8 protein-coding genes and 4 tRNA genes are annotated in these 14,355 nt (G+C 60.8%); 5 read left to right on the forward strand and 7 right to left on the reverse strand.

The window, feature by feature from the left end:
• Position 1 precedes the first annotated feature (1 nt).
• The 6 genes from RYC17_RS26550 to uvrB form a co-directional block, all read right to left on the reverse strand.
• Positions 2–77, reverse strand: a tRNA-Glu gene (locus RYC17_RS26550).
• A 46-nt stretch (positions 78–123) separates the two neighbouring features.
• Positions 124–199: transfer RNA gene (locus RYC17_RS26555), tRNA-Ala, on the reverse strand.
• A gap of 52 nt (positions 200–251) precedes the next feature.
• Positions 252–327, reverse strand: a tRNA-Glu gene (locus RYC17_RS26560).
• 88 nt (positions 328–415) lie between these two features.
• A tRNA-Ala gene (locus tag RYC17_RS26565) sits at positions 416–491 on the reverse strand.
• A 148-nt stretch (positions 492–639) separates the two neighbouring features.
• A complete protein-coding gene (gltX, locus tag RYC17_RS26570) occupies positions 640–2,121 on the reverse strand; it encodes a glutamate--tRNA ligase (protein WP_005734390.1) in 1,482 nt (493 codons plus the stop codon).
• Between the two features lie 672 nt (positions 2,122–2,793).
• Positions 2,794–4,809: an excinuclease ABC subunit UvrB gene (gene uvrB, locus RYC17_RS26575; protein ID WP_058402429.1), complete on the reverse strand. Its 2,016-nt coding sequence runs from the start codon at positions 4,807–4,809 to the stop codon at positions 2,794–2,796.
• 378 nt (positions 4,810–5,187) lie between these two features.
• Between uvrB and RYC17_RS26580 the strand changes: the two genes are divergently transcribed.
• Together RYC17_RS26580 and RYC17_RS26585 are read left to right on the forward strand one after the other, a co-directional pair.
• Positions 5,188–6,384, forward strand: coding sequence for an amino acid aminotransferase (locus tag RYC17_RS26580; protein WP_058402428.1), 1,197 nt, complete (start codon positions 5,188–5,190; stop codon positions 6,382–6,384).
• Between the two features lie 235 nt (positions 6,385–6,619).
• Entirely contained in the window at positions 6,620–6,949 is a 330-nt protein-coding gene (locus RYC17_RS26585; protein ID WP_316904773.1) for a hypothetical protein, read from the forward strand.
• A gap of 55 nt (positions 6,950–7,004) precedes the next feature.
• Here the strand turns inward: RYC17_RS26585 and RYC17_RS26590 are convergent, their stop codons facing one another.
• The gene (locus RYC17_RS26590; protein WP_316904774.1) at positions 7,005–9,344 is read right to left on the reverse strand and encodes an acylase; all 2,340 of its coding nucleotides are present in this window, start codon (positions 9,342–9,344) and stop codon (positions 7,005–7,007) included.
• 203 nt (positions 9,345–9,547) lie between these two features.
• Here RYC17_RS26590 and RYC17_RS26595 point away from each other — a divergent pair, with 203 nt between their 5' ends.
• The 3 genes from RYC17_RS26595 to RYC17_RS26605 are packed head-to-tail and all read left to right on the forward strand — an operon-like array spanning position 9,548 to position 14,087.
• Positions 9,548–10,720, forward strand: a complete 1,173-nt coding sequence (locus RYC17_RS26595) for an efflux RND transporter periplasmic adaptor subunit (protein ID WP_316904775.1) — start codon at positions 9,548–9,550, stop codon at positions 10,718–10,720.
• The gene (locus RYC17_RS26600) at positions 10,721–12,691 is read left to right on the forward strand and encodes a MacB family efflux pump subunit (RefSeq protein ID WP_005779970.1); all 1,971 of its coding nucleotides are present in this window, start codon (positions 10,721–10,723) and stop codon (positions 12,689–12,691) included.
• Between the two features lie 7 nt (positions 12,692–12,698).
• Positions 12,699–14,087: an efflux transporter outer membrane subunit gene (locus RYC17_RS26605; protein ID WP_122281912.1), complete on the forward strand. Its 1,389-nt coding sequence runs from the start codon at positions 12,699–12,701 to the stop codon at positions 14,085–14,087.
• Positions 14,088–14,355: the final 268 nt, after the last annotated feature.

Genomic DNA, 14,355 nt, shown 5'->3' on the forward strand with positions numbered 1-14,355 from the left:
GTGGCGTCCCCTAGGGGACTCGAACCCCTGTTACCGCCGTGAAAGGGCGGTGTCCTAGGCCACTAGACGAAGGGGACGCAAAACCTTCAGTCAGACTCATCGAACGATGAACCCTGGCAAATTTGGTGGAGCTTAGCGGGATCGAACCGCTGACCTCCTGCATGCCATGCAGGCGCTCTCCCAGCTGAGCTAAAGCCCCGGATTTATCGCCTCGCGGCGGAGATCAACGTTGAAGTATCACTCGGTGAAACTGGCGTCCCCTAGGGGACTCGAACCCCTGTTACCGCCGTGAAAGGGCGGTGTCCTAGGCCACTAGACGAAGGGGACAAAACCTTCTTACAAAACAAACGGTCGCTGGATCCGTTTGTTTCACATCGTCCCAGAGCAGTGTAGCAGCGCTCTGAAACGCTAAATTTGGTGGAGCTTAGCGGGATCGAACCGCTGACCTCCTGCATGCCATGCAGGCGCTCTCCCAGCTGAGCTAAAGCCCCACATCAGTGGACGGGGCGCATATTAAGCGTGAGTGACAGGGCTGTCAAATTTATTTTTTACATTTTCCAAACTTTTTTGTCGGTAATACAACCACTTACCTTTAAACCCCCGGAAAACCGGGGGCGTCTGACAGGAACAGGGAACGCCTCAGGCGATGGAGCCCAGCAGCTTTTCCCATTCCTTGTTTTCTTTTTTCGAAACGCCACCCAGCAAATCCAGAGCCTGACGCAGGCGGAAGCGGGTCAGGTCCGGACCGAGGATTTCCATCGCATCGGTCACCGAGACCGAATTGGCCTGGCCGGTAATCGCCGCAAACATCAAGGGCATGGCGTCACGCAGCTTAAGCTCGAGGTGCTCGACGACGGCCTGGATGCAGCCCATGATCCGGTCTTTCTCCCACTGGCGCAGCGACTCCAGCTTCCACAGAATCAACTGCATCACCTGACGGACCTGCTCCGGGGACAACTTCTTGTGCTCGAACAGCTTCACATCGGGCGTAACGCCACCGGCGAAGAAGAACCCGGCCAGCGGAGCGACCTGACTGAAGGTCTCTACCCTGCCCTGCACGTGCGGTGCGATCTTCATCATGTAGTCGGGGTTCAGTGCCCACGTTTTCAACCGGCTGGCAAACTCCTCGACCGGCAGATCACGCAACCACTGACCATTGAGCCAGGACAGTTTTTCGATATCGAAGATCGGCCCGCCCAGCGAAACACGCGACAGGTCGAAGTTGTCGACCATTTCCTGCAACGAGAACTTCTCGCGCTCGTCAGGCATCGACCAGCCCATGCGGCCCAGGTAGTTGAGCATGGCTTCAGGCATGAAGCCCATGCGCTCGTAGAAGGTCACCGAGGTCGGGTTCTTGCGCTTGGACAGCTTGCTCTTGTCGGGGTTACGCAGCAGCGGCATGTAGCACAGCTGTGGCTTGTCCCAGCCGAAGTACTCGTACAGCAGGATCAGTTTGGGTGCCGATGGCAGCCATTCTTCGCCGCGCAGTACGTGGGTGATGCCCATCAGGTGGTCATCGACGACGTTGGCGAGGAAATAGGTCGGCAGGCCGTCGGTCTTCATAAGGACCTGCATGTCCATGCGGTCCCACGGGATTTCGACTTCGCCGCGCAGCATGTCCGGCACGACGCAGACGCCTTCGGTCGGCACTTTCATGCGAATCACGTGGGGCTCGCCAGCGTCCAGGCGGCGCTGCACTTCTTCCTTGGAGAGCAGCAAGGCGCGACCGTCATAGCGCGGGGTTTCGCCCTTGGCCTGTTGCTCGGCGCGCATTTCGTCCAGTTCTTCGGCGGTGCAGAAGCACGGGAAAGCGTGACCCAGCTCGACCAGTTGCTGCGCGTATTTCTGGTAGATATCGCCCCGCTCGCTTTGACGATACGGGCCGTGTGGACCACCGACATCCGGCCCTTCGCTCCACTCGATACCCAGCCAGCGCAGTGCGTCGAAGATCTGCTGTTCGGACTCGCGGGTCGAGCGCAGTTGATCGGTGTCTTCAATGCGCAGAATGAACTCGCCGCCATGCTGTTTGGCAAAGCAGTAGTTGAACAGCGCAATGTAGGCCGTGCCGACGTGAGGGTCGCCCGTGGGCGATGGCGCGATGCGGGTACGAACGGTGGTCATGGAAAATTCCGAAATAGGTCGATCAAGCGCGGAATGTTAACAGGCTGGGGGCATGCGGCTCCAGCGTGAAAGGTAATCGCCGGAACACCTATCGTTCCGCACGCTCCGCGTGGGAATGCAGTTCGTGACGCTCCGCGTCACACGGCGGTTCTGCGATGTCAGTCGGGTCGGGGTTCGGCTCAGGTCACCTTTGTTATCCCAGACGCCGCTCGTTCCTCACGCTCCGCGTGGGAATGCAGTTCGTGACGCTCTGCGTCACACGGCGGTTCTGTGGTTTCAGGTAGATTAGGGTTCGACTCAGGTCACTTTTTCGCCCCTCGGCGACTCACTTTGAGGGACCAAAGTGAGCAAAGTCCTTCGCTCCTGTTTCCGGCCCGACTTCGTCGGGTTCCTTCGCCCTGGCACTGATCCGGGGGTCGCCGCAACGGACCATCCATGGTCCGGTGCGGCTAGCCTGGCGTCCTGCCAGGCTACCCCCGGATCAGCGCCAGGACTCAGCCGTCACTAAGGTCGCACTCTGCGTCGTCAGTGCCACCGTGATCGAAAAGCGCGTATGGCGGCATCATGCAGGCGCAGCATGACATTGTGCGGCACTAAAGACTCGTGGCGCAGAGCGTCACGAACTGCATGCAGACGTGGCCCATCGGCATAAGAGGTGACGTGCCCAATGCTTCAAACCGCCAGCAACCGCTCCCGCAACTTGCCAATCTCGTCGCGCATCTGCGCCGCAGCTTCGAATTCCAGGTCGCGGGCCAACTGGTACATTTTTTCTTCCAGCTGGCGAATGCGCTTGTTGATCTCGCTCGGCGAGCGCAGTTCGTTTTCGTAGCGAGCGTTTTCTTCGGCGGCCTTGGCCATGCCCTTGCGCTTCTTGCTGCGCGAGCCTGGCACCGTGGCACCTTCCATGATGTCGGCAACGTCCTTGAACACGCCTTTTGGGGTAATGCCGTGCTCAAGGTTAAAGGCGAGCTGTTTATCGCGGCGCCGTTCGGTTTCGCCAATGGCGCGCTCCATGGAACCGGTGATGCGGTCGGCGTACAGGATCGCCCGGCCATTGAGGTTACGCGCAGCCCGACCGATGGTCTGAATCAGCGAACGGTCGGAACGCAGGAAACCTTCCTTGTCGGCATCGAGAATCGCCACCAGCGACACTTCCGGCATGTCCAGGCCCTCGCGCAGCAGGTTGATCCCCACCAACACATCGAAGGTACCCAGACGCAGGTCGCGGATGATCTCGACACGTTCAACTGTATCGATGTCCGAGTGCAGGTAACGCACTCGCACCCCGTGGTCGCTGAGGTAATCGGTCAAATCCTCTGACATGCGCTTGGTCAGCGTGGTGACCAGTACCCGCTCTTCCAGCGCCGTACGTTTGTGGATTTCCGACAACAGGTCGTCGACCTGGGTCAGCGCAGGGCGAATCTCGATCTGTGGGTCCACCAGACCAGTCGGGCGTACTACCTGCTCGACGACACGTCCCGCGTGCTCCGCTTCATAGTTGCCCGGCGTCGCCGAGACAAAAATGGTCTGCGGGCTGATCGCTTCCCACTCGTCAAAGCGCATGGGCCGGTTATCCAGCGCCGATGGCAAACGAAACCCGTACTCAACCAGGGTTTCCTTGCGTGAGCGGTCACCTTTATACATAGCGCCGACCTGCGGCACGCTGACGTGGGACTCGTCGATCACCAGCAAGGCATCGGGGGGCAGGTAATCGAACAGGGTTGGCGGCGGCGCACCGGACGGACGGCCCGACAGGTAGCGAGAGTAGTTTTCGATACCGTTGCAGTAGCCCAGCTCCAGCATCATCTCCAAATCGAAGCGGGTCCGTTGCTCCAGACGCTGGGCTTCCACGAGCTTGTTCTGAGTGCGCAGGTATTCAAGACGCTCCTGCAGCTCGACCTTGATCCCTTCCATTGCCTCAACCAGCGTCTCGCGCGGGGTAACGTAATGGCTCTTGGGGTAGAACGTGAAGCGCGGCAGCTTGCGGATCACCTCACCGGTCAGCGGATCGAACGCCGACAGGCTCTCGACCTCATCATCGAACAGCTCGACGCGGATCGCTTCCAGATCGGATTCGGCCGGGTAGATATCGATGACATCGCCACGCACCCTGAACGTCGCACGGGCGAAGTCCATGTCGTTACGGGTGTACTGCAGGTCGGCCAGTCGCCGCAACAGGGCGCGCTGATCAAGTTTGTCGCCGCGATCGATGTGCATGACCATGCGCAGATAGGTTTCCGGACTGCCCAGGCCGTAGATGCACGATACCGTGGTGACGATGATCGCGTCCTTGCGCTCCAGCAGCGCCTTGGTTGCAGACAGGCGCATCTGCTCGATATGGTCGTTGATCGACGCATCCTTCTCGATGAAGGTGTCCGACGACGGTACATAGGCCTCAGGCTGGTAGTAGTCGTAATAGGAAACGAAGTATTCCACGGCGTTGTTCGGGAAGAACGCCTTGAACTCGCCATACAACTGCGCGGCCAGGGTCTTGTTCGGCGCCAGGACCAGCGTCGGGCGCTTCACCTGAGAGATCACGTTGGCGATGCTGAACGTCTTGCCCGAGCCGGTCACCCCCAGCAAGGTCTGGTGCGCGAGCCCTGCGTCGATCCCTTCGACCAGTTGGCGAATGGCCTCGGGCTGATCGCCGGCTGGCTCAAAACGGGTAACGAGCTGAAACTCGGACATATCCTACCTCTTGGTTCATACGCGACGTGATTCGTACGCGACGGGATCGCGCAAAGGGCTCGCCTCACCTGAATGGACTGACAGGCCATGACGAAATCATCGCCAACGCCCGGTCCCGCCGGGAAAAGGCGTGCGATGTCTTGAAATGATGCTTACTAGATGGAGCCATATGCTGGCCTTTCAAGTCACGCACTTAAAGCATTGAGGTTCGAACGGGACGAACGTTCTGAAAATATGCATATAAACCTCGAAAAAAGCCGTCCGGCCTGTCGCCCGACAAGGGGATGCTCTCTATACTAAGCGCTGTTTGTGCACCGCTTTGGCGCATTCAGCCGCAGCGTGCATCCCTACCCACTCTTCATCAAGAGCCGCCGCACAATGAGCCTGTTTTCCGCTGTCGAAATGGCACCCCGCGATCCGATCCTGGGTATCAACGAAGCCTTCAACGCTGACACCCGCACCACCAAGGTCAACCTTGGCGTAGGCGTCTACTGTGATGAAGACGGGCGCATTCCTCTGCTGCGTGCCGTGGCTGAAGCTGAAAAGATCCGTGTCGCCCAGCACGCGCCGCGCGGTTACCTGCCGATCGACGGCATTGCCGCTTATGACCAGGCCGTGCAAAAACTGCTGCTGGGGGCCGATTCACCGCTGATCGCCTCAGGCCGTGTACTGACCACTCAATCGGTCGGCGGCACAGGTGCCTTGAAGATTGGTGCCGACTTCCTCAAGCAACTGCTGCCCAACGCAGTGGTAGCGATCAGCGACCCAAGCTGGGAAAACCACCGCGCGCTGTTCGAAACCGCAGGTTTCCCGGTGCAGAACTACCGTTATTACGACGCAGCCACCCACGACGTGAACCGCGCCGGCATGCTTGAAGACCTGCAGAACCTGCCAGACAACTCTGTGGTTGTGCTGCACGCCTGCTGCCACAACCCGACTGGCGTCGATCTGAGCCTGGATGACTGGAAAAAAGTGCTGGAAGTGGTCAAGGCCAAGGGCCATGTACCGTTTCTGGACATGGCGTACCAGGGCTTCGGTCAAGGCATTCAGGAAGATGCACTGGCTGTGCGCCTGTTCGCCGAGTCGGGCCTGACCTTCTTCGCCTCCAGCTCGTTTTCCAAGTCGCTATCGCTGTATGGCGAACGTGTGGGCGCGCTGTCGATCATTACCGAATCGAAAGAAGAAACTGCCCGCGTTCTGTCGCAGGTCAAGCGCGTGATCCGAACCAACTACTCCAACCCGCCGACCCACGGCGCAATCATTTCCGCTGCGGTCCTCAATGACCCGGCACTGCGCGCCCTGTGGGAAGAAGAGCTCGGCGAGATGCGCGTGCGTATCCAAGGCATGCGCAAAGCCATGGTCGAGCGCCTGGCGGATAACCCGGCTGGTCAGGACTTCAGCTTTGTCGGCCGTCAGTGCGGCATGTTCTCCTATTCCGGCCTGACCGCCGCACAGGCACAACGCCTGCGCAGCGAATTCGGCATCTACGCGCTGGATACCGGGCGTATCTGCGTGGCGGCGCTGAACCAGAAGAATATTGATGCCGTGTGCGACGCAATCAAAAAAGTGCTCTAACCGCGCTGCCTATATTTTCTGTAGCGAACCTGTTCGCGAAGGCTATATTCCGTTCCATGCATCTCATGCAACTGTACGGCCCCCTTCGCGAACATCGCACCTCCCGTAGCCTCACACAACACCCAATCCTGCATCACCCTCCTTCAGCACCGTTCGGCAACTGAATCGAACGATCCATATGGCTACCTTTCGAAACCCTGTCAGACCATTTTCTGAAACAGATATCGAGGTACTCATGTCCATCGAACCGCAACGTCAGAAAGAACAGCCACCGGGCCAGCATACGCCCGCTGACCAGGGCGCAGACCGCAACGACCCGGCCATCGAGCCACAGGTTGCGGACGTAGAACCAGAGACGGAAAAAGGTGGAGGCCAGAATCAGGGCAAAAGCCCTGCTCCCAGCCAGTCTCAGTCTCAGTCTCAAGGCCAAAGCCAAAGCCAAAGCCAGTCATCCGGCGACAGCGCTTACGTGCCTGATCATGAGCCTGAGGAAAAAACCGAGGATCTGCGCAATCATCAGCCTACCCAAGGTGTTGACGCCGATATCGATACGCCCGGCGGCTAATCCCGACAGGCAAGCGCATTTGGGCCGCCCGGCCCAAACGCTTCTCCTGCCATGTTCAGCGGCTGCCCTCCTCGCTGATCACCTGCACCTGATACGCTGGATCAGCCTTGATTTGCTGTTCGGTGAACGGCAACTCACTCCACTGTTTTTTCGAAAACGCCTCGGTCTGGTCCCTTGAGTGGGCCGACTGCGGGTTGCTCGATTCAGAGAACGCCAGCAGGCCTTGCGCTTTGGGCCCCTGCTCATCAAACGTCACCACCTGCAGATAGCTGGTGCCGCTGACCACTTCACGCTTGCCGTCCTTGCCAGCGATGGTCTGCATGGCGTTGTAGACGCCGAGCCCGGCCGGGCCACCATGAATCGGAATGGGTTTGCCGCTGAGGCTGGAGACCTGAATGTCGCCCCATTTACTCTCGGGCGAAAGACCGGCCTTGGCCACCTCATCAACCGCCGCAAGCATGGCGGCGCGCAGTGCGCTGGCAACCTGAGGGTTTTCAATGGCCAGCCCACTTGGCGTGTGGGTCGGGTTCTGCGGGTCGAACACCACGCGCCAGCGCGAGGCAACGCCTTGCATGGACGTCACGATCCGCTGGAAGTACACGAAACCGATGCCACTGTTCAGATCAGCGCGTCCGTCCCAGGCTTTCAAGGCGGCGCACAACGGCGCCAGACGCGCAGCATCATCGCCCAGCTCCGAAGCACAGAACTTCAACAGATCCGGCAGCACTTGCCCGGCCTGATACACCTCGTTGTCCATGACCATCGCTTGCAGGTTCTCGGCGCTGACCTTGCCAGCCTGTTGCAGGCCGCCCAGTCGATCCAGCGCAAAGCGCGCACGCTGACCGAGTGGCTGGCCGTCCTGGCTGATCAGCGGCGAAAAGCCCGTCAGCGGCGCCGCCGGATTGACCATCCATGCCGAGTCATTGGAATGCTGCACAAAGTCGCTACGCAACAGTTGCGGCTGGCGTGAGGACGGATAAATACCGGCCTGAGCCGCCTCCACGGATATATCCCAGTTACATTCACTGCGCGAGCCGTCGAGCACGATCAGCTCGGTGCCGATGCGCGGGTCACTGCACTTGGCGAGCTTGGCGGCGTCAACGTTCGGTACTACCGAGAGGTTCATGTACAGCGCCTGCCCCTTGGCATCAACCGCCAGGGTATTGACCCAAGGGATGCCCTGAATCTTGTGCACCGAATCCTGAAACGCCTCAAGGCTGTCAGCCTTGTCCATCGAATACCACTGTTGCAGCACCCGGTCATTTTCCAGGTTGGCGTCACGCAGGCTGAAGGCGAACTTGTCATCCCAGTCCAGCTTGCCCGGCCACTGCACGATCGGGCCGAACGTCGACGAATAAATAATGCGCGGCACAGCCTTGAGGCTACCGTCCGGCTGCTTCATCTCGACGCTGACTTGCTGCTGGCCCATAGCGATGGATTTTCCATCCAGCAGGTAACGGGTCGAGTCTTTCGGGTCGAGCTGCAAGCGATGCAAGGTGAAGTGTTTCGACGTGTCGACGGTATGGCTCCAGGCCAGATGCCGGTTGAAACCGATATTGATCAGCGGCAGGCCCGGCAATGCGGCGCCCATCACGTCGAGCTTGCCAGGAATGGTCAGGTGCATTTGATAGAAGCGCATGCCGCCGCCCCATGGAAAGTGCGGGTTGGCCAACAGCATGCCGCGCCCATTGGCGGACAGCTCGTGCCCTACTGCAACGGCATTGCTGCCACGCTCCAGGGCAAAGCGCTGGCTGCGCACAGCGGCCAATTGCAGCGCCTGAACCTGCTGACTATCAACCTGCAATGGCTTTTGCGCAGAAGGCGGTTTGGCACCCGCCAGTGCCTCAGTGAACTGCCCTACGCCGCCCTCGACCAGCAAGCGGCGAGTCAGGCGCAGCAAATCATCGGTACTGATCGGTCGAACCCAATCGGCTGCGCAAGGCTGCGGCAGACCCTTGGCCTTCTGCTCACCCAGCGAGCGGTTGTAGCCGGCGACATAGCCCTGCATCAACTGGCGAATCTCGGGCGGCTGGGCTTTCCAGAAATCAGCCAGTGCCTCAGGCGTGTTGAGCCACTTGAACAGCAGGTCGCTGGCCATGTTGCTGCGTTGCTCAAGGGTCGCCTTGTCCGGCCCGAAATAGCGTGAGCGCTCGCCGTTTACGGTGACGATTTCGTTGGCCAGCAGGCACAGGTTGTCCTGCGCATACGCATAACCGATGCCGTAACCCAGACCGCGCTCATTGGCGGCGACGATATGTGGCACGCCAAAACCAGTACGCCGAATTTCGGCACGGGCAGCCTGATGATCAGCGGCAACCAGGGCCTGGGCAGGCAATATCACCGCGAAAGAAAGACCTGCAAACACAAAACCGCACAGGGGTCTGGAAATAATCACGCTGACTCCAACTCGACAAGACGACCCGAATTAGCCGCTCCCCTTAAACGAAGCGCAGACGCAAAATTTACTCGCGCAATGCAACCCGCAGCCGACGCTAAATTCCCGTCCTCATCCCTCGTTTAAAGGGCAGCTCTATATAAAGGCCCGCTCTGCAGCCGGCGTCCGTCGATCGGTTGATTTTTCCCACCCCAGGAACCTGCATGAAACGCTCTCGCCCTCCTCGACGCGCCCTTCTCGTGGCGCTGTGCCTGTTCCCGGTCATCGCCGTGTGTGCCTGGCAGATCATGCCCGACAGCACAGGTCATGCTGCGACCGTGACGGTGACCCGCAGCAACATCGAAAACAGCGTGACCGCACTGGGTACCTTGCAGCCACGCAGCTATGTGGACGTCGGCTCACAGGCCACCGGGCAGATCATGAAAATCCACGCGCAGGTCGGCGATCAGGTCAAGGAAGGCGACTTGCTGGTCGAAATCGATCCGTCGACACAAAAAGCCAGGCTGGACGCCGCGCGTTACGCCATCGAAAACCTCAAGGCCCAGCTTCAGGAACAGCGGGCGCTGCACGAGCTGGCCGCACAGAAGCAACAGCGTCAGAAACGCCTCGCAGCGGGCGGCGCCACGCGTGCCGAAGACGTGCAGGCTGCGGAATCGGAATTTCGTGCCACCCAGGCACGGGTCGACATGTTCAAGGCACAGATCCTGGAAGCTCAGGCGGCGCTGCGCAGTGACGAGGCGGCGCTGGGCTACACGCGCATCTACGCCCCCATGAGCGGCACGGTGGTCGCACTGGATGCGCGCGAAGGTCAGACCCTGAACGCGCAACAGCAGACACCGCTGATTCTGCGCATCGCCCGCTTGTCGCCCATGACGGTCTGGGCCGAAGTCTCGGAAGCTGATATTGGCCATGTCAAACCCGGCATGACGGCCTATTTCACCACCCTCAGCGGCGGCAACCGGCGCTGGAGCAGCACCGTGCGGCAAATCCTGCCGGTGCCGCCCAGGCCGCTGGATCAAGCCAATCAGGGCGGCGGCAGCCCGAGCAGTGCGCGCAAGAGCGGCGGCGGTCGGGTTGTGCTGTACACCGTGCTGCTGGACGTGGATAACAGCGACCAGGCGCTGATGGCAGAAATGACCGCACAGATATTCTTCGTCGCCGGCAGCGCGCAGAACACCCTGACCGCCCCGCTCGCAGCCTTGCAAAGCGGCCCGCAGGCCGATGTGCAGATCGCGCAGGTGCTGTCCGCCAATGGCGAAGTGCAAAACCGTCAGGTACGCACCGGCATCAGCGACCGCCTGCGCGTGCAGGTGCTCGACGGCCTGGATGAAGGTGATCGCCTGCTGGTGCCGGCTTCTGTCGGCAGCGGGGGCTGAATGCAAACGCCGCTGATCGACCTGCGCGCCATCCGCAAATCCTACGGCGGTGGCGACAGCCCGCTGGTCAACGTTCTGCGTGGCATCGATTTATCGATCCATGCCGGGGAATTCGTAGCGATTGTCGGCGCCTCCGGTTCCGGCAAGTCGACACTGATGAACATCCTCGGCTGCCTGGACCGCCCGACCTCGGGTGAATACCTGTTCGCCGGGGAAAACGTTGCAGAGCTGGGCAGCGACGAACTCGCCTGGCTGCGCCGCGAGGCATTCGGTTTTGTGTTTCAGGGCTACCACCTTATCCCTTCCGGCTCGGCACAGGAAAACGTTGAAATGCCAGCCATCTACGCTGGCACACCCGCCGCAGAGCGCCACGCCCGAGCTGCCGCACTGCTCGACCGGCTGGGCCTGGGGTCGCGCACCGGCAACCGGCCACACCAGCTGTCTGGTGGCCAGCAGCAACGGGTGTCCATTGCCCGCGCCTTGATGAATGGCGGGCATATCATCCTCGCCGACGAACCCACAGGTGCGCTGGACAGCCACAGCGGTGCCGAGGTCATGGCGCTGCTGGACGAACTGGCCAGCCAGGGCCATGTGGTGATCCTGATCACCCATGACCGGGAAGTCGCAGCCCGCGCCAAACGGGTCATCGAGATCAGCGACGGCCTGGTGGTCAGCGATACCGCATGCGATCTGTCTGCGCCACGTTCAGCCAACCCCGCTGCGCTACAGGCCGTCGACCTGCGCAAGCGTCTGAGCGACGGCAGCGGCAGTCGCGGGGCATGGAAAGGCGAACTGCTCGACGCGGTTCAGGCCGCGTGGCGGGTGATGTGGATCAACCGCTTTCGTACCGCGCTGACGCTGCTGGGTATCGTCATCGGCGTTGCATCCGTGGTGGTCATGCTGGCGGTCGGTGAAGGCAGCAAGCGCCAGGTCATGGCACAGATGTCCTCGTTCGGCTCCAACATCATTTACCTCAACGGCAAGGCCCCCAACCCGCGTGCACCCAAGGGCATCATCACCCTTGAAGAGGTCGCGGCGCTGGGCGAGCTGCCCGAGGTAAAAATGATCATGCCGGTCAACGGCGGACAGGCCGGCGTGCGCTACGGCAACGTCGATCATTCCAGTTATGTCGGCGGCAACGACACGCACTTTCCGGCGATCTTCAACTGGCCGGTAGTGGAAGGCAGTTATTTCAGCGAAGCGGATGAGCAAAGTGCTGCCGCCGTGGCAGTGATTGGTTACAAAGTTCGCCAGAAACTGTTCGGCGAGCATACCGACCCTATTGGCCAGTACATCCTGATCGAAAACGTGCCGTTTCAGGTGGTCGGCGTGCTTGAGGAAAAAGGCGCCACTTCCGGTGACCTGGACAGCGACAACCGCATCGCCATTCCCTACTCGGCGGCCAGCATCCGTCTGTTTGGCTCGCAGGACCCCGAGTACATCACCATCGCTACACGCGATGCCAACAACGTCAAACACGCCGAAGAAGCAATACGCAACCTGCTGCAACGCCTGCATAACGGCAAGCAGGATTACGAGCTGACCAACAACGCCGCGATGATCCAGGCTGAAGCACGCACCCAGAACACCCTGTCGCTGATGCTCGGCTCGATTGCGGCGATCTCGTTGCTGGTCGGCGGCATCGGCGTGATGAACATCATGCTCATGACTGTGCGTGAGCGCACCCGTGAAATCGGCATCCGTATGGCCACCGGCGCTCGGCAGAGCGACATCCTGCGGCAGTTCCTCACCGAAGCGGTGATGCTTTCCGTGGTCGGCGGGCTGGCCGGTGTCGTGCTGGCGCTGGGCATGGGCGCAGCCTTGTTGCTGAGCAAGGTGGCGGTTGCGTTCACCGTGCCGGCAGTGGCCGGAGCGTTTGCCTGCGCACTGGTCACCGGCGTGATCTTCGGCTTCATGCCTGCCCGCAAAGCTGCCCGGCTCGACCCGGTTGCGGCCCTTACCAGTGAATGAACAATCAATGAAGCCGAGCCTTTCCCTTTTGACCGTCTGCCTGTTACTGACCGCCTGCAATGCCCCGGCTCCGCGCCTGGCCAGCGGCATTCAGCCACCTGCACGCTGGGCGTTTGCCCAGAGCGCTGCTGCCCAGCGCAGCGACGCCCGCTGGTGGCAGCAGTTCGGCAGCCCGCAATTGAATCGCCTGATCGAACAGGCCAGTCGCGACAGCCACGAAGTCGCTGCAGCAATGGCTCGTGTGCGTCAGGCGCAGGCCACCGCCATCATTGGCGGCGCACCTTTGCTTCCGGAGCTGGCCTTTGACTTGCGCGGCGAACGCAACAAGTTCGTGCGCAACAGCGACCGCAAGGCCAACCCTTCCGACGACAACAACACCAACAACTTCACCAGCGACCTGACCGCCAGCTATGAAGTGGATTTCTGGGGCGGTATCGCCGCCGGACGCGACAGTGCGCTACAAAGCCTGCGGGCCAGCGAATTCGATCAGGCGACTGTAGAACTCACCCTGCTCGGCAACGTCGCTGACCGCTATGCGCAAACCCTCGCGGCGCGCGAGCAAGGCCGGATTGCCGAGCTGAACCTGGCCAACGCGCAAAGCGTTTTGAGGCTGGTGCAGACCCGTTACGACTCGGGTTCGGCCACTGCACTGGAACTGGCGCAGCAGAAAAACCTGGTCGCCACCCAGCAGCGCGAACTGCCACGCGTTCAGCAACTGGCCAACGAGCAGTTGATCAGCCTGGCAGCGTTGCTCGGCCAGCCGGTACAGAATCTGAACCTCGGTGATCAGGCATTCGCCACCCTGAACTGGCCGGACATCGGCCCCGGTCTGCCCAGCGAACTGCTGACCCGCCGCCCGGATCTGGCCAAAGCCGAAGCTGAACTGGCCGCGGCGCAAGCCAATGTCACGGTGGCGCGCGCTGCCATGCTGCCAAAGCTGACCCTGAGCACCAGGCTCGGCACCGAAGCCACCCGCGCCGAAGACTGGTTGCGCGCACCGTTCAGCAGCCTGGCTGCCGGTCTGGTCGGGCCGATCTTCAATAATGGGCGTCTGGCTGCCGAGCGCGACAGGGCCACAGCTCGTCAGGAAGAGCTGCTGGAAACCTATCGCGGAGCGATCATCAACAGCTTCGCCGACGTCGAAAAAGCCCTGAACAGCATTCAAGGCCTGGACCAGCAACGCTACTGGCACGAAGAAGAACTCAAACAGGCGCAAACCGCTTTCAACATCGCCCAGAGCCGCTATGAAGAAGGTGCCGAGGACTTACTGACGGTACTGGAAACCCAACGCACGCTGTACCAGGCACAGGACGTAAGCGTGCAGTTGCGGCTGGCACGGGTGCAGGCGAGCATCGCGCTGTACAAAGCGCTGGGCGGTGGCTGGCAGGTGCGCTGAGCTCACGCCCCCCTATCGTGCGACGCTCTGCGTTGGTCTGCGCAGATAACTCAATTATCGTGCGACGCTCTGCGTCGCATGCCGTTCGGGACGCTCCGCGTCCTCTTTGCGACGCAGAGCGTCATGACCTGCATTCCCACGCTGGAGCGTGAGGAACGATAATCCCAACTATCGTACTGAAGCTCTGCGTCGGTCTGCGCAGATAACTCAATTATCGTGCGACGCTCTGCGTCGCATGCCGTTCGGGACGCTCCGCGTCCTCTTTGCG

Source organism: Pseudomonas syringae group sp. J248-6, from assembly GCF_032586995.1.
Classification (GTDB): domain Bacteria; phylum Pseudomonadota; class Gammaproteobacteria; order Pseudomonadales; family Pseudomonadaceae; genus Aquipseudomonas; species Aquipseudomonas amygdali.

Excerpts from the sequence above, each read along its gene's own strand:
- RYC17_RS26595 (WP_316904775.1), top strand. The coding sequence starts at position 9,548 with ATGAAACGCTCTCGCCCTCCTCGACGCGCCCTTCTCGTGGCGCTGTGC.
- gltX (WP_005734390.1), bottom strand. The coding sequence starts at position 2,121 with ATGACCACCGTTCGTACCCGCATCGCGCCATCGCCCACGGGCGACCCT.
- RYC17_RS26600 (WP_005779970.1), top strand. The coding sequence starts at position 10,721 with ATGCAAACGCCGCTGATCGACCTGCGCGCCATCCGCAAATCCTACGGC.
- RYC17_RS26580 (WP_058402428.1), top strand. The coding sequence starts at position 5,188 with ATGAGCCTGTTTTCCGCTGTCGAAATGGCACCCCGCGATCCGATCCTG.
- RYC17_RS26605 (WP_122281912.1), top strand. The coding sequence starts at position 12,699 with ATGAAGCCGAGCCTTTCCCTTTTGACCGTCTGCCTGTTACTGACCGCC.
- uvrB (WP_058402429.1), bottom strand. The coding sequence starts at position 4,809 with ATGTCCGAGTTTCAGCTCGTTACCCGTTTTGAGCCAGCCGGCGATCAG.
- RYC17_RS26585 (WP_316904773.1), top strand. The coding sequence starts at position 6,620 with ATGTCCATCGAACCGCAACGTCAGAAAGAACAGCCACCGGGCCAGCAT.